This is a genomic window from Pseudomonas sp. RIT-PI-q (assembly GCF_001297125.1).
Classification (GTDB): domain Bacteria; phylum Pseudomonadota; class Gammaproteobacteria; order Pseudomonadales; family Pseudomonadaceae; genus Aquipseudomonas.
Genome location: NZ_LHPC01000023.1, coordinates 83,081 through 98,483 on the forward strand (window position 1 = coordinate 83,081; position 15,403 = coordinate 98,483).

15 protein-coding genes are annotated in these 15,403 nt (G+C 55.6%); 12 read left to right on the forward strand and 3 right to left on the reverse strand.

Going from position 1 to position 15,403, the window contains the following annotated elements; genetic code table 11:
• Positions 1–89: 89 nt before the first annotated feature.
• From AEQ67_RS09285 to AEQ67_RS09300, 4 genes are all read left to right on the forward strand, one after another.
• The gene (locus tag AEQ67_RS09285; RefSeq protein WP_059403585.1) at positions 90–755 is read left to right on the forward strand and encodes a response regulator transcription factor; all 666 of its coding nucleotides are present in this window, start codon (positions 90–92) and stop codon (positions 753–755) included.
• The gene (locus AEQ67_RS09290) at positions 752–3,151 is read left to right on the forward strand and encodes an ATP-binding protein (protein WP_082377802.1); all 2,400 of its coding nucleotides are present in this window, start codon (positions 752–754) and stop codon (positions 3,149–3,151) included. Before AEQ67_RS09285 ends, AEQ67_RS09290 begins: the two co-directional genes overlap by 4 nt.
• The gene (locus tag AEQ67_RS09295) at positions 3,148–5,571 is read left to right on the forward strand and encodes an ATP-binding protein (RefSeq protein WP_152974820.1); all 2,424 of its coding nucleotides are present in this window, start codon (positions 3,148–3,150) and stop codon (positions 5,569–5,571) included. Before AEQ67_RS09290 ends, AEQ67_RS09295 begins: the two co-directional genes overlap by 4 nt.
• 743 nt (positions 5,572–6,314) lie before the next feature.
• The gene (locus AEQ67_RS09300) at positions 6,315–6,605 is read left to right on the forward strand and encodes a hypothetical protein (protein WP_059403587.1); all 291 of its coding nucleotides are present in this window, start codon (positions 6,315–6,317) and stop codon (positions 6,603–6,605) included.
• On the opposite strand, the gene AEQ67_RS09305 is transcribed toward AEQ67_RS09300, so the two are convergent.
• Both AEQ67_RS09305 and AEQ67_RS09310 read right to left on the reverse strand, forming a co-directional pair.
• The gene (locus AEQ67_RS09305; RefSeq protein WP_059403588.1) at positions 6,602–6,979 is read right to left on the reverse strand and encodes a type 1 fimbrial protein; all 378 of its coding nucleotides are present in this window, start codon (positions 6,977–6,979) and stop codon (positions 6,602–6,604) included. The genes AEQ67_RS09300 and AEQ67_RS09305 overlap by 4 nt on opposite strands.
• 87 nt (positions 6,980–7,066) lie before the next feature.
• The gene (locus tag AEQ67_RS09310) at positions 7,067–7,519 is read right to left on the reverse strand and encodes a hypothetical protein (RefSeq protein WP_059403589.1); all 453 of its coding nucleotides are present in this window, start codon (positions 7,517–7,519) and stop codon (positions 7,067–7,069) included.
• A 371-nt stretch (positions 7,520–7,890) separates the two neighbouring features.
• On the opposite strand from AEQ67_RS09310, the gene AEQ67_RS09315 reads away from it, so the two are divergent.
• The gene (locus AEQ67_RS09315) at positions 7,891–8,382 is read left to right on the forward strand and encodes a phosphate-starvation-inducible PsiE family protein (RefSeq protein ID WP_059403621.1); all 492 of its coding nucleotides are present in this window, start codon (positions 7,891–7,893) and stop codon (positions 8,380–8,382) included.
• Between the two features lie 248 nt (positions 8,383–8,630).
• On the opposite strand, the gene AEQ67_RS09320 is transcribed toward AEQ67_RS09315, so the two are convergent.
• Entirely contained in the window at positions 8,631–9,539 is a 909-nt protein-coding gene (locus AEQ67_RS09320) for a LysR family transcriptional regulator (RefSeq protein ID WP_059403590.1), read from the reverse strand.
• Positions 9,540–9,851: 312 nt separating this feature from the next.
• On the opposite strand from AEQ67_RS09320, the gene AEQ67_RS09325 reads away from it, so the two are divergent.
• The 7 genes from AEQ67_RS09325 to AEQ67_RS09355 all read left to right on the forward strand — a co-directional run bounded on the left by AEQ67_RS09325 (position 9,852) and on the right by AEQ67_RS09355 (position 15,313).
• Entirely contained in the window at positions 9,852–10,235 is a 384-nt protein-coding gene (locus AEQ67_RS09325; protein WP_059403591.1) for a VOC family protein, read from the forward strand.
• Positions 10,236–10,343: 108 nt separating this feature from the next.
• Complete coding sequence (gene fghA / locus AEQ67_RS09330; RefSeq protein WP_059403592.1) at positions 10,344–11,189, forward strand: S-formylglutathione hydrolase; 846 nt, start codon at positions 10,344–10,346, stop codon at positions 11,187–11,189.
• 123 nt (positions 11,190–11,312) lie between these two features.
• The gene (locus tag AEQ67_RS09335; protein WP_059403593.1) at positions 11,313–12,137 is read left to right on the forward strand and encodes a phytanoyl-CoA dioxygenase family protein; all 825 of its coding nucleotides are present in this window, start codon (positions 11,313–11,315) and stop codon (positions 12,135–12,137) included.
• Positions 12,138–12,267: 130 nt separating this feature from the next.
• Positions 12,268–13,038 carry an ABC transporter substrate-binding protein gene (locus AEQ67_RS09340; protein ID WP_059403594.1) on the forward strand — a complete coding sequence of 257 codons (771 nt, stop codon included), beginning with the start codon at positions 12,268–12,270 and terminating at the stop codon, positions 13,036–13,038.
• A 90-nt stretch (positions 13,039–13,128) separates the two neighbouring features.
• Positions 13,129–13,818: an ABC transporter permease gene (locus tag AEQ67_RS09345; protein WP_059403595.1), complete on the forward strand. Its 690-nt coding sequence runs from the start codon at positions 13,129–13,131 to the stop codon at positions 13,816–13,818.
• Between the two features lie 2 nt (positions 13,819–13,820).
• On the forward strand, positions 13,821–14,534 hold the full coding sequence (locus AEQ67_RS09350; RefSeq protein ID WP_059403622.1) for an ABC transporter permease: 714 nt from the start codon (positions 13,821–13,823) through the stop codon (positions 14,532–14,534).
• An 11-nt stretch (positions 14,535–14,545) separates the two neighbouring features.
• Positions 14,546–15,313, forward strand: a complete 768-nt coding sequence (locus tag AEQ67_RS09355; protein ID WP_059403596.1) for an ABC transporter ATP-binding protein — start codon at positions 14,546–14,548, stop codon at positions 15,311–15,313.
• Positions 15,314–15,403: the final 90 nt, after the last annotated feature.

The following is a 15,403-nucleotide window of genomic DNA, read 5'->3' on the forward strand; positions in this document are numbered from 1 at the left end:
TTCCCGATTTTTGTCATTTGGATTTTTTTGCTTATACTTTTTGAGACTGGAATGCGCCCTGTGCGTTTCGTCGAATGGATTTGTGCGCTATGAAAAGCATCCGCATCGCGTTATTGGATGACCACGCTATCGTGCGCCATGGACTGGTGAACAGCCTCACGGCAGAAAAGGGATTTGAGGTGGTCGGCATCTATGAAAGAAGCCGTGACCTGATCGCCGGACTGGCCAAAACGCCCGCCGATCTTTTGCTGCTGGACTTCGCGCTTGGCCCGGATGAGTTGGATGGTGTGTCGCTGATCCGCGCGTTGCGGATCAAGTTTGCGGACTGTCACATACTGGTACTGTCGACCCATCACGACCCGTCCACCGTGGCCTTGGCCATGCGGGTTGGTGCCAGGGGATTTGTTGGTAAAGGGGAAAAGATCGAGCAATTGATCAAGGCCATCCGTACGGTTGCCGGGGGTGCGGCGTATTTGAGCCCCGACATGTCCTATCGAGTGGCCGAGGCCGTTGTGTGCGCCACCGCCGTGGGTGATGGTCAGGTAGCGGACCCGATGCAGCAGGCAGATCTGACCGCTCGTGAACAGGAAGTGATCCGTTGTTTTCTCGCGGGCATGACGGTCACCGACATTGCCGAAAAATTCAATCGCAGCATCAAGACCATCAGCACACAGAAGGCCTCGGCATTTCGTAAATTGGGGGTGACCTCCAATAACGAACTGTTCAAGCTAAAGAAAATAATAGGCCAGTCATGAGCAGGCTGGCCCGGCTTGCGGCACCTCTTCTGGTGTTGCTGGTTTGGGGCTTGCCGTTTGGGGTGCAGGAATCTGTAGCGTCAGTCGAACTGACTCCCGAGGAGCAGGAATGGATCAAGCAGCAACCGCCGCTGCGAGTGGGGGTGGTCGAGAAGCTGATTCCGTTCGAATACATGAGCGAGTCGACGCTGTATGGGCTGTCGGCGCAGTACCTGGATTTCGTTGCCCGCGAAACTGGCCTTCAATTCATTTATGTTCCTGGCAGCACGCCGAAAACGCGTATCAAAGCATTGCTGGAAGGGCAGGTGGACCTGCTGTCTTTCTATCCTGACAACTCGGATGCGCGGACACCTGCGGTCCGGGCACTGCCCCCCTATCGCACCGGCTCGGTGATCATTGTCACTCGAGTCGGTAGCCCCGAGGTCCTCGAGTTCAAGCAATTAGCGGGCAAGACCGTGGTGATTCCTGATGTGGAGCGCTACCAAGCCATGTTCAATGAGCAGGCAGTCAAGGCTCGCCTGATCAAGAGCAACTCCTCTCTGGAAATGCTGACATTGGTGAAGAACGGTACTGCGGATGCGGCCGTTGATTCAGAAACCTTCTTGATGCCTTATCTGTACCGGCAGTTTCAGGGCATCCTGCATGCGTCGGGCGTCGTCGGCAACGAGCAAGTGGCCGTGGGGATGGCCGTGCGTGCGGATCAGTTGATGCTGTATTCGATTCTCGACAAGACCCTGGAGGCTATTACCGCTGAGCAACGCAAGGAGATCTATCGAAAGTGGTTTCGTGAGCTTGACCTGGATATCCCTTCGATGCAGACCATCACCCGGAGTTATTTGCATGTACTCATTCTGGGTGGAGTGGCGTTGATCATACTGTTTGTACTGGTCTACCAGAGTCATCGCCAGCGTCGACTGGCCGTGCGTAGCGAGCAGGAAAAGGTCATGTTTCTGGCGGTGATGAGCTATGAAATCCGCTCACCCATGAATGCCGTGCTGGCCGCAGTGGAGTTGCTCGGGAACACCTCGCTCGATGAGCAACAACGGCGTTACACGCAACTGGCCAACAGCTGCGCCAATTCCTTGTTGCGGTTGCTGGACGATGTGCTGGATGTGTCCAGGCTGGAGGCGGGGCAATTGAGCCTCAGCGTTGAACCGGTCGATATTCAGGCACTGATCCAGGACGTGGTAGACCTGCATTGGTTGCATGCACGGGGAAAAAACCTGCAACTGAAAGTCAGCACCAAAGCAGATCTGCCTCTGTTACTGATGGATGGCACACGCTTGGCGCAGACCTTCCATAACCTGATTTCCAATGCCATCAAGTTCACCGATGCCGGCGGCATCGAGATCAGCCTTGACCTGATGGAGGCGAAGATCGGTCAAGACCGGCAATTGGTGATCGAGGTACGGGACACCGGCATTGGTATTTCGGCATCGGTTCAGGCGTCTCTATTCCGCCCCTATGCGCAAGCCAGCCAATCCTACAAGCGCTCAGGCGGGACCGGTCTGGGTCTGGTCATCTGCCGCCAACTGGTGAGCTTGATGCAGGGCAAGCTGGAGCTCGACAGTGAGCCCGGGATTGGTACGACGGTGACGATCAGCTTGCCGGTGGCGCTCGCGCAGGAACCCAACTCGGGGCTTGTCGATGAGGCCCTACTGGCGCAACCGTTGGCGTCGACCCACAGTGGCTTACGCATTCTGGTGGTGGACGATTCCCTCGCCAATCAGGAAATGCTGCGCGCGCAGCTCAGTAGTTTCGGCTGCCGGCCGGTGGTGGCTGCGAACGCCACTCAAGCGCTGGCGCTGTTCAGTGAGACCCCCTTCAACCTGGTGTTGATGAACTGCGTTTTGCCGGACCAGGACGGTTATAGCCTGGCCCGCGAACTGCGCAACGTCGAACGGCAACTGCACCATTCACATTGCCCGATGGTTGCCCTTTCGGCCCTGACCGGTGTCCAGCATTTTGAACGTTGTTTCGATGCGGGGATGGATGGCGTCTTGAGCACGCCCCTGCGCGCGGCCAAATTGCGAGACGTCATCGAATTGTGGTGCGAAGTGACGCTGGTGGTTCCTGGCGAGGCTTCGTTAGAGGTGGTGCTCGACCAGGCAGCCGTGACCCGGGAAATGGCCCGTGACCTGGGCAGCCTGATCAAGGCCAGCGCGTTGCGTGATTGCCCGGCGGCCTTGCACGCTGTTATTCGCCTGCACAGCGCTGCGCTGATCCTGGACTGTACTGAATTGGCCACAGCCGGAGAAACCCTTGAAGGCTTGTTGCGGGCTGACATTTGCGGGGACGACCCAGGTTATCTGCAAGCACTGAAGGCGTTGGTACAACACTGGCAGGTTCTGGGCGGCGATCAGTCTTTTGATGCCTTGCCACGGTACAGGCCATGAGTGGTAGCTGCGCGGTGAGCATGGTTTATCGCGGCGTGTTGATGGTACTCCTGCTCCTGTGCTTCTTGCTGGGTGGTTCTCCATCGTTGAATGCGGACGAACTGCCAGAGCTGTCGTTGACCCAAGAGGAGCGCGACTGGATTGCCACCCACCCGGTGTTGCGTGTTGCGGTATTCAATAATCTTGTGCCGTTCGAATACATGAGCGGCAGCAGGTTGCATGGACTGTCTTCCAAATACCTGAAGGTGATTGCATCGAGGACAGGGTTGAGTTTTATTTTCGTCGCGGACCCCGAAGACAGTGTTCATATGGACTCGTTGACGAACGGCGAAGTCGACCTGGTGTCCTCCGCTCGCAATACGCATAACAAGGCGGACGCTCCGGGGCTGTTGTTGACCACGCCTTATCACACCACTTCGGCGATCGTTGTCACCCGGGTCGGTGATGCCCGCATCGTTGACCTTGGACAATTGGCCGGCAAAACCGTAGTCGTTCCGGGGTTTACGCGATACTTGACCGTGCTACGCGATCGAGCACCTGGCGTGAAGATCATCAGCATCCGGGATTCAGTCAAGATGCTGACGATGGTCAAGGATGGCAGCGCTGACGCAGCACTGGCTTCCGAGGGATTGCTGATTCCCTATCTGTACCGGCGGTTTCAGGGCGAGTTGCAAATTTCCGCAGGAGTACCGGCGTTACATACCGATATCGGTATGGCCGTGCGTGCGGATCAGGTGATCCTGCTGTCTGTTTTACAGAAGGCGTTGAGCTCCATCAGTTTGGATGAAAACAAGGCGATCTATGACAGCTGGTTTGCTGACATGGACCTGGATGGTCCGTCCATGGAACAAGTCGCCGACTATTTCGACCGCGAATTGCTGCTGCTGATGGTGGTGATTGTGCTGTTGTTGGCGGTGGCCTGGCAAAATCGCCAACAGCGTCGCCGGGCCATACGCAACGAGCGGGAAAAAGCCATGTTTTTGGCGGTCATGAGCCATGAAATCCGTTCACCCATGAATGCTGTGCTGGCCGCTGTAGAGTTGCTGGGGCACACCCCGCTCGATGAGCAACAACGACATTTCACCGACCTGGCTAACCACGGTGCCAATGCCTTGCTACGGTTGCTTGACGATGTACTGGATATTTCCAGGCTCGAAGCCGGACAGCTCAAGCTCAACCTGGAGCCCGTGGACGTGCTCGCATTGGTTCAAAACGTGGTGGCCCTCAATCAACTGCGCGCCACGGAAAAAGGTTTGGCGCTGAACATTACCGGCGAGCGAGCCATACCGGCGTTGTTGCTGGATGACACACGTCTGGCTCAGGTCCTGCACAACCTTGTTTCCAATGCGATCAAGTTCACGGAATCGGGCGGGGTCGAGGTCGATTTGCAACTGCTCAAGGACCAGGCAGGCAGTCCGCAGCAGCTGGTAATCCGTGTCATTGACAGCGGCATCGGTCTGTCTGAAAGCGCGCAAATTTCGTTGTTTCAACCCAATGCCCGCGCCGGACACTTTGACAAGCACACGGGTGATACCGGCCTGGGCTTGGCGATCTGCTGTGAGCTGGTCAAGTTAATGCACGGCGAACTGACCCTGAGGAGCAAACCTGGTGCAGGCACCACCGTCGAGGTTTCTTTGCGGGTCGCCATGGCGCCGGATCTCGATGTGCCGGTGGTGGACGAAGCGGTTTCCCCTACCACTGAAACACCTGTAGTCGACAGCGGCCCGCGAATTCTGGTGGTGGAAGATACCCTGGCTAACCTGGAAGTGCTGCGCGCGCAGATTCAGGGTTTTGGTTGCGAGGCGTTGCTGGCGGCCGATGGCGCCCAAGGGCTGGCGCTGTTCACTGCGAATCGGGTCGATCTGGTGTTGATGGACTGTAACCTGCCGGATCAGGACGGCTACAGCCTGACCAGTGAATTTCGTGATCTGGAGCTGACTCATCACTGGCCTCACTGCCCGATAATTGCCATTTCGGCGCTTACCGGCAATGAGCATCTTGAGCGTTGTTTTGACGCCGGGATGGATGGAGCGTTGAGTAAGCCAATCCGGCTGAGCCAACTGCAGGAAGTTATTGAACTGTGGTGCAACGTGGCCGTGGTTCAGCAGGTACAACCGGTGATTCCCCAAGTGCTGGAACTGTCAGTCGTGCATGAAGAGGTGCATAAGGACTTGAACAACCTGCTCACGGCTATGGCGTTACGTGAAGGCGATCTCGCATTGCGTGCTGCGCATCGGCTGCACGGTGCGACGCTGGTTCTGAAATGGACGAACATGGCTCAATCCGCCGAAGCCCTGGAACAGCTCTTGCGCGAGCAGGTCGATTGGAGTGACGAAGCATACGCCCGGGTACTTGGGGTTCTGATAGAACACTGGTACGACCTGACTGACGCGCCCATTCAAGAGAGGTTGCCCCGCTAGTTATTGAGTGCCAAGCCTGCACCCGGCACCTGTCGTGCTCATGTTTTCAGGAAGAGAGCAGAGGCTTCAAATGGCTTCTTTACCGAGACGGGATTTCGGCGAATTCGGAGTCTTCCTGCAGACCTCAGTCAGTAGCTCCAGTGTCACCAGATTATCAGCCGCTCTTGTGAAGTATTTGTCCCGCCCTCCAGGTTTTAAAACAGTCGGGCTTGTGCTTGAGCCAACATAACGCACCGTTGAGTCTCTGCAATTGAACTCCTGTGTTATGTACATCGAGAAACCACCAAAGTCTCTTTTTGTGACGACAATTCGAAGGGGGTCCGCTCGGCCGATTGAAACAATCGAGTATTTGTGGGTGGGAGAGGGCGGGACAGCTATTTCGGCCCCATGGGCGGTTGAGCAGCACGCTATGACACAAGCAATAAGTAAGCGTCTCACAGTAATTCCTCCACAGGTGATTTCGCATCAGAACCGACTTCCGTAATGCGTGTATTTAGGAGGAATCTGATATCGGCGTGGCATCCGAGACAGGAGGGTATGGCGTTAAAAATCAGAACAGTCTTAAAGCTGAAGCGGGCCTGAGCCGTTACGATTGCCCAGTCCGCCCACGCAGGGGAGCATGGCGCACGGGATTGGGCCGCAGTGGGCGGACACCTGATTTTCTGTCCTGCAATCTCCATCGATTGCAGATATTGCGCATTCACAACGGTGGCCAGACGGGCAGCCGAATTAGTGAGGTTCGTATGCAAACTCGTGGCGAGATTTTTTTTAATTTTTTTGCCAAATACCCCGAGGCGGAGTGTCACGACTTCCAGCATAAGAACGGCAAGAGCTCGACCATCGCGATCGGCTTGTTTCAAGGATTGGTAGATGAAGGCTTCGTCGGTGTGTACGACGCTGACGGCCGTTCGCTTGCCGAGGCGAGGCTCGGCGAAGAGGCTTTAGCGAAGTCTGTTGGAAAAAACCGAGTCGGCTATGCAGACGCTTTTGAGTTTCTCAAATCACATGCAGTCGGTCGTGCCACTCGTGGCTAAGGCATGCTCAACGTAACGAGGTACATCCCGGAACGTACCGGCCTGTCGGCACCATCCACCAACACATACTGCTGATTGTCGTAGTGATCCTTCTGACCACTGTCCACCAGAAGTTTGACATTGATGCTCGAGTGCCCCGGAGCGCTGACGCTAGAGACCGGCTTTATGTTGCTTACACTCATCGCTGCGGCGCGGCCAAGGGGAGGGCAGCCGCTCAGCTCAAACTTGGCGTGAATACTCGTGTGCGACGTACAGCCCTGCTCGACAATGCTGCCATGAAACTGGACGGTGCCGGGTGTCAGGGCGGCCGCCAGGCACGTACCCTTCAGTGCGAAGAAAAGGCTGATGCAAACCGACATACGTTTACCGTTCATGTCTTACGTTCCTTGGATAGTCAGGACTACGTCGACAAAAAATGGCGAAACTTGAGGCTGAAGGTTCACCTGATGTCTATTTTCCAGCTATTTCGCCAAACCTCCTTGCTTGATATCCCCGCAAAAAATATCGACGTTACCGCTGTCCGGTGCACTTCGCACGACCACGGAATACTCACCGGAAAGCAGAACCTGCATTGCGACAGGTGCGCTTCTAGAGAAGGCCCAGCCGCGTATGGCTTGGCGTTCGGTGTTCACATGATCATTCATTGCAAAGGCGACGGGCCCGGGTTGCTGGCAACTGCCTTTATTGATGAAGGTATAGAGGCGCAAGGGCAGGGATGCTCCGCTCGGAACACCGCTGATGAAAAAACTGAATCCGGTTTTGTTGTCCCAGTCAGCCAACGTTACATTGCCGATCTGACCGGTGTTATGCCGCGTAGCCACCAAAGGAATGCTCACGCCATGGTCCGTTGAAGTGGTGCAGCCGGCGAGGCTTGCGATGACCATTAGCGCTGCCAGTGAGTTTCCAGGCTTCATTGCCAACCTCCAAAGAACTGCAAAGGGAGATTAGCGGGTATAGCTCATTAATCGCCTCCTTGGAGTTGCACGTGCGAAATTCTCTGTGCAGGGGAAGTGGAGAGCGCTCCAGGCGGCTGCTTTTGGCAAATCCAGCCTGACCAAGTGTCTGGATAATGGGTGTGACATCCTCAACATTGAGTTTGCGAAGACCCGCCCGATCAGCTCGACCACCTTGACCAAATTGCCTCCCGGACTGGCTCACCTTCTGGATGCAACTGGTTCCGGGATAGATGATACTGGTGGCTCTTGAAATGGCTAAAACCGTCACTATCTCGCCCGTCGTAGGGCCATGGCGCGGGCTCCATGGCCATGAACTGGAGGATTCGTCCATGGCGAAGCGCGGGCTATCAGAACCAGACTCCTCTTTTAAACGTTTCCGGGTGCAATGGGCGCTGATGAATGCTTATGAGAGGTTCGAGCAGCTAATCGTTTTCGCCCTGAGCCTTATCATCGCCAGTGTGATCCTCATGGCGATGCTCCAGCTCTGTCGGCGCCTGCTTCCCATGTTGATATCGGGGACAATCGATCCGCTCGACCATGAAGTGTTCCAGTCGATTTTTGGCTCGATTTTTACCGTCCTGATTGCGCTGGAATTCAAGCATTCGATAGTTCGCCCAGCGCTACGACGTGACAGCATCGTCCAGGTGAAAACTGTTCTGCTGATCGCTCTGTTGGCGCTCAGTCGCAAATTCGTGATTCTGGATTCGATGACTACACCAGCCATTACTATTGCCGCGCTGGGTTTCGCTACACTTGTGCTGGGCATCGTGTGCTGGCTTCTCGGCAAACAGGGTGGCGATTCAACGGTTGATGGGGAATAAATAGAGACGCGCTTACCCGATTGACCAGCTAAAGCTGAACGGAGGCATTCACAACGGGTGTCTGCCTTCGCAGGTTCCAGTCTTGATATGGATTTGAGTGCACACCGTGGCGTGACCTTTCTGTCAGGGCACAATCAATCCCGACGAGTGATGAATCAATGCGCCTGCAACGGGTTTGTGCGCGGAACCCGCATCAATCTCAATTCACTATTTCGGCTGCTGAAATGATGTGTTTGTTCGCCAGTGCTTTAGTCGTGTCGTTCTTGCCAGTCATTGGCGACCCAGTTGACGAAGGCTTCTGCGACCGGTGATGGATGCATCGCCCGGGATTGGGCCAGAACCACTCGCTGAGGTGATACGTCTTCGATGACCGGGAGGCATGTCAGGGGCGTGCCGTCATAACAATGATCGCCGACAGGCCGGGTGCAAGACAGCGCCACGCCGTACCCGTGAGCCACCAGACCTCGCTGCATTTCGAAGGTCTGGGTGTACTGCTGGGTGCGCGGCTGAAGGTCATGGGCCCAGAACAGGGACAGGAAATACTCGCGAGTCTGGGCGATGTCCTCAAGAATCAGGCATTCCTTGGCAAGCTCATGGAGCGAAACGGCATCGTGCGTGGCCAATCGATGATCCTTCGATAACAACGCATAGGGTGTCAGTTCCGCCAGCACTTTGCGGGGGAGGAGTGGATCCAGCCCCAGGTCGTACGTGAGCGCCAGTTCCGCCTTCCCTGCGGTGATGCTCCTGTGAACGCCCGCCAGATCCGTTTCGAACAACGTGACCTCAACTTCAGGATGCGCCTTTCTGAACCCCGACAGCAGGCGCGGAGCGTAGTACGGCCCCAAATCCTGAAAGCAGATCAGCGACAGGTTTCCGCGCAGCACTTGAGGCTGAGAGTCAGCTTGAACGCTCATTTTCGCGGCCATGCCAAGGATATCTCTCGCCTGACTGAGCAAGCGTGTACCAGCGGGCGTCAACTCCAGCCCTCGACTGACCTGGCGCCGGAACAATCGGTCATTCACAGCATCCTCCAGTTGCGAGATGGCGATGGAAACGGACGGCTGCGAGACATGCCGCGCCCTGGCGGCCGCGCTGATGCTTCCATGCTCGGCCGCTGCCACGAAGTACTCGAGTTGTCTGAACGAGAAGCCTATCAATTTATTTTATACTCAAGAATAGGAAATATATTCTTTTCCTATTGAAGGCGAAAAGCAATACTGCGATCACGTTAAAGCAACGCGGTTACCGATCGGAAAGAGTCATGACTACTTCCAAAACGACTGCGAATTTGAAGTTTCGCCGGTTTTTCGGATCAACCGCAAGTTTGCATCGCTGAGCTGAGTTGGCTACGTAATGTTTTAACAGCGGGCAGGGATGCACTGACGGCGAAGGCAGTGATGATGCAGTCGCGAAAGAGCGGCCATTAGATTGATCGACAACCAAAAATAACAATTAAAAGAGAGGCGGATATGGCCATTTTTACACACGTTAGTGTCGGTACTAATGATTTGAATAAAGCCCGTGACTTCTATGATGAAGTCTTGAGCAAGTTGAATCTCAAGCGCATTGCCGACCTTGATGATAACGGTTCGATCTGGGGTGAAGCTGCACCTTCCTTCTTCGTCCTCAAACCTGCCAATGGTGCGTCTGCCAGTGTAGGGAACGGTGTGACCGTTAGTTTCGAAGCACCGAATCGCGCTTCGATTGATGCATTCCACAGGGCTGCCCTGGCTGCTGGCGGTATCTGTGAAGGCGCGCCAGGTCCTCGCGGTTGGGCGCCACATGCCTACGCCGCTTACGCTCGTGATCTGGACGGCAACAAGCTGGCCGCTTACTGCTTCAGGCCCGTCTGAGCCCTCGAAGTGCAGTAGGGTCGAGTGACTGTTCGCTCGGCCTGCATGAGTGCGATGTCGGCAGGTAATTGAGTTCTGTCGACGGTCGCGCTGTCACCAGCGCGAGAGATGACTATGGAACTTATTTCCAGCAATAAAACCTTTGGCGGCCATTTAAACAAGTACAGGCATGCGTCTAGCGTCGTGGCGTGCGAGATGACCTTTTCCGTATTTCTCCCTGCGCAGGCTGACGTTGGTGTTCGCCTCCCTGTTCTTTATTGGCTGGCAGGGCTGACGGGCAATGAAGATACCTTCGTTCAAAAAGCGGGTGCGCTTCGTGTCGCAGCGGACTTGGGCCTGATCATTGTCGCCCCTGATACCAGCCCTCGCGGCAGCGAAGTTCCTGATTCGGCTCCCGAAGAGTGGACGTGCGGGCAAAGCGCCGGTTTCTACGTCAACGCAACCGAAAAACCCTGGTCAGATCATTACAACATGTACGACTACGTTGTGAATGAGCTTCCCGAGCTGATCGACAGCCATTTCCCGACGTCGGGTCGATGTGGCATTTCCGGTCACTCGATGGGCGGTCACGGAGCATTGGTCTGTGCATTGAGAAACCCGCAGAAGTATCTCTCGATATCGGCGTTTGAACCGATCTGCAATCCCGCCAGGTCTCCCTGGGGGATCCAGGCTTTTTCGGGTTACCTGGGTGCCGATCGACAATCCTGGCTTTCTTGGGACGCCTCTGAGTTATTAGCGAGTTGCCAGTCGAATTTATCGATCCTCGTTGAGTTTGGCGGCGCCGACGAATACTTCGATGAAGAACTTAAGCCGGGCACGTTGCTGGGGGCGATGAGCAACAGTCGTTGCGAACTCGAGATCAGGGTGCGTCAGGGTTATGACCATAGTCACTACTTCATCGCTTCTTTTATAGAAGACCATCTTCGTTATCACTACAACAAACTCGTGAGTTAAACACTATAAGTGGGTGAAGTTTGTTTTAACGGCCTGTCGACAGTGTGAGTTGGGCGGTGGCGTGGCGGCGAATGAACATTGAACTTTCATTTAACAAGTAACGTATTTGCTTAGAGGTGCCTTATGGAAAAAGTCTCAGCATTTAAACTTCCCGCCGGAACGGAGGAGGCGTTTCAACGTGATGGTGCAGTCTGTGTTCGCCAACTGTTCTCTCCAGAAGAAGTGGCGTTGCTGGAAACCGGAATCGAGCAAAATCTCAGGCACCCAAGCGCTCGCGCCAAGGTCGCCAGCCGCCCGGATGATCCTGGCTGGTTTTTCGAGGACTTCTGCAATTGGGAAGACATCGATGCCTACAAGACCTTCATCTTCGAAAGCCGGGTCGGTCATGTTGCCGCGCAACTGATGGGCAGTGACACCGCCAGGCTTTATCACGACCACCTGCTGGTTAAGGAAGCGAACACGCGTCAACGCACCCCTTGGCACCAGGACCAGCCGTACTACAACGTCGATGGCCGTCAGAACTGCAGCATGTGGATGCCGATTGACCCGGTCGCCCGCGAGTCGACGCTGGAGTTTGTCGCCGGATCGCATCTGGGGCCCTGGCTGATGCCCCGTAGCTTCATGGACAGTCAGGCCCAGTGGTTTCCCGAGGGCACTTTGAGCGACCTGCCTGACATCGAAGCGGATCGGAGTGCATGGAACATTCTGGGTTGGGAGCTCAACCCGGGCGATGTCGTGTTTTTCCACATGCTCACATTGCATGCCTCTGGTGGGGTGGGGGGCAACAGACGTCGGCGCGCGTTCTCGGTGCGTTTCATCGGTGATGACGTTACTCATGCGCCACGGCAGTGGAAAACATCCCCCGACTTCCCGGGGCTCGAAGCTGAACTCGCGGCCGGGGCCAGGATGGAACACGCACGGTTTCCGTTGCTCTGGTCCAAGCCATGATCCGAGGCGCGAGTGTGAGGATGGCCGGCTATTTGGAGGATGAGGAGGCGAATGGCAGGCACCGTCTGTGTGTGATCGAAGAACGTTAATCCCATGTAAAAACCATTGATTAGCTATGCAGGATAAAAATATGAAAAAGATTGTGTTAGCTACGGTATTGGCTGTCGTTTCGTCCGGTGTCATGGCCAGGGACCTGACGGAAATCAAGTTCGGTGTGGACCCGACCTTCGCGCCTTTCGAGTCCAAGGCGCCTGACGGCGGCCTCGTGGGTTTCGATATCGATCTCGGTAATGCCATCTGCGCCCAGCTCAAAGCGAAATGTGTATGGGTCGAAACGTCGTTCGACAGCATCATTCCGGCGCTGCGTGCGAAGAAGTTCGACGGGATCATGTCCGCACTGTCGATCAACGAAAAACGTAAAGCGCAGATCGATTTTTCCGATCGTCTTTATAACTCCCCGACCAAGCTCATCGTCAAAAAGGGCAGCGAGCTCGATGCAACGGTCGAGTCGCTGAAAGGCAGGCGCGTGGGGGTGACGCAAGGCACTACGCAGGAGGCTTACATGAAATCGGCCTGGGCCCCAGGTGGTGTTGTCATCAGGTCTTATCAGACCCAGGATCTGGTGTATCAAGACCTGATGTCTGGCCGCCTGGATGCCACGCTGACGGACGCACCCGTGGCGGATATCGGGTTTATCCAGACGCCCAAAGGCGCGGGCTACACCTTCTCAAAGACAGAAGTGAAAGACGAAAAGATCTTGGGCGAAGGCATTGCGATCGGGCTGCGCAAGGGAGACGAGGAGCTCGAGATTGCCATCAACGGGGCGCTCAAGGCGTTGCATGAAAACGGCACGTACAAACAGCTGGCCGACAAGTATTTCTCGTTCGACATCTACAACTGAGTTCACGGTTTTTGCTGAATTCAACGATGGGCCCCCGAGCTTTTCCTGGGCCCCCATCACGCACGATCATTTCATATAGGAACGAGTGCCATGTTTCTAGAAGGGTTCGGGTCGATGATCCTCGACGGGACAATATCCACGATCAAACTGGCATTACTGTCCATGCTGTTCTCGGTCGTGCTGGGCTTGATAGGCGCATCTGCCAAACTTTCAAAGAGTCGAACGCTACGAAATCTGGCGACGGCGTATACCACGCTGATCCGCAGCGTGCCTGATCTGGTGATCATGCTGCTGTTGTTTTACAGCCTGCAAATGGGGCTGAACAACATCACCGAGGCACTCGGTTTTAATCAGATCGACATCAACCCGTTTCTGGCAGGGGTCATCACGCTCGGTTTCATTTACGGCGCTTACTTCACCGAGACGTTTCGTGGGGCGTATCAGTCCGTTCACGCAGGTCAACACGAAGCCGCGATCGCTTATGGCCTCACGCCGGCGACGGCGTTCCGCAGAGTCATGTTCCCGCAAATGATGCGTTACGCACTACCGGGCATTGGCAACAACTGGCAGGTGGTCGTCAAGGCGACCGCTTTGGTCTCCATCATCGGTTTAACAGACATCGTAAAAGTGACCCAGGACGCCGGTAAAAGCTCGATGCAGCTTTTTTACTTCAGTCTGGTAGGGGGGCTGATTTACCTGGCGATTACCACCGTTTCCAACGGTGTTCTCGTCTGGCTGCAGATTCATTATTCGGCGGGCGTGAGGAAGGCGGACCTATGAACATGCATGAGTTCATTGCCCAATACTGGAAAGCGTACCTGTGGACGGACGGCTACCAGCTGTCCGGCGTTACCATGACGCTATGGCTGTTGGTCGCCACGATCGCCATCGGTTTCCTGCTTTCGATTCCCATGTCGGTGGCGCGGGTGGCGAAGAACCCGTTCATTCGCGTGCCGGTGTGGTTCTACACCTATGTCTTTAGAGGTACGCCGCTCTATATCCAATTGCTTGTTCTATACACCGGCGTCTACAGCCTGAGCTATGTACGTGACCAGCCTTTGCTGGATGCTTTCTTCCGAGAGGGCTTCAACTGCACGTTACTGGCGTTTGCGTTGAACACCTGTGCCTACACGACCGAGATCTTCGCAGGGGCCATCCGGGCCACGCCCTATGGGGAAATCGAAGCCGCCCGGGCTTACGGCCTGTCGCCGTTCAAGGTCTACAAACGGGTGATTCTGCCCTCGGCGTTGAGGCGAGCGCTGCCGGCCTACAGTAATGAAGTCATCCTCATGCTGCACTCCACGACCCTGGCGTTCACCGCCACCGTGCCCGACCTCTTGAAAGTGGCTAGAGACGTCAACGCTGAAACCTATGCAACCTTCGAAGCATTCGGCATCGCTGCGGTGCTCTATGCCGTGATGGTTTTTGGGCTGGTCTGGTTGTTCCGTAAGGGTGAGTCCCGTTGGCTCGCGTTTTTGAAGCCTCAAACACATTGATGGAGAGGACGATGTACAAACTGAACGTAGAAAACCTCCACAAAAAATATGGCCCTCACGAGGTGTTGAAAGGCGTCTCTCTGAATGCGAAAGCCGGCGATGTGATCAGCATCATCGGTTCCAGCGGTTCAGGTAAAAGCACCTTCCTGCGTTGCATCAATTTTCTTGAGCAGCCCTGTGCCGGGAAAATCACCGTGAGCGGCGAGGAAATCAGGACCCGACTGGACATGTCAGGTTCGATGATCGTGGCGGACCCCAGGCAGCTTCAGAAGGTGAGAACCAAGCTGGCGATGGTGTTTCAACACTTCAACCTCTGGCAGCACATGACGGTGCTGGAAAACGTCATCGAGGCGCCCATCCATGCGCTGGGGCTGAGCCGAAAAGACGCAGAGGAACGGGCTCGCAAATACCTGGAAAAAGTGGGCCTTGCCGCGAGCGTTGAAAACAAATACCCATCCCACATGTCTGGCGGACAACAGCAACGGGTCGCGATCGCCCGAGCCCTCGCCATGGAACCTGAGGTGATGCTCTTCGACGAACCCACGTCCGCGCTTGATCCCGAACTGGTCGGTGAGGTCCTCAAGGTCATGCAAGCGCTGGCCGAAGAAGGGCGAACCATGGTCGTGGTCACCCACGAAATGGGGTTCGCTCGACATGTCTCCAATCACGTCATGTTTTTGCATCAGGGCCTGGTGGAAGAAGAGGGTAACCCTGCCGAGGTATTGACCAATCCCCGGAGTGAGCGTCTGGGCCAGTTCCTGTCGGGGCGGTTGAAATAGCCGTGGCGTATGTGAGTGCGCTGAACCTGGCGCCCCCGCGGCCTTTGCAGCCCTTTATTTTCCTAGCGTTTGTCCAGTAGGAGCACGCCA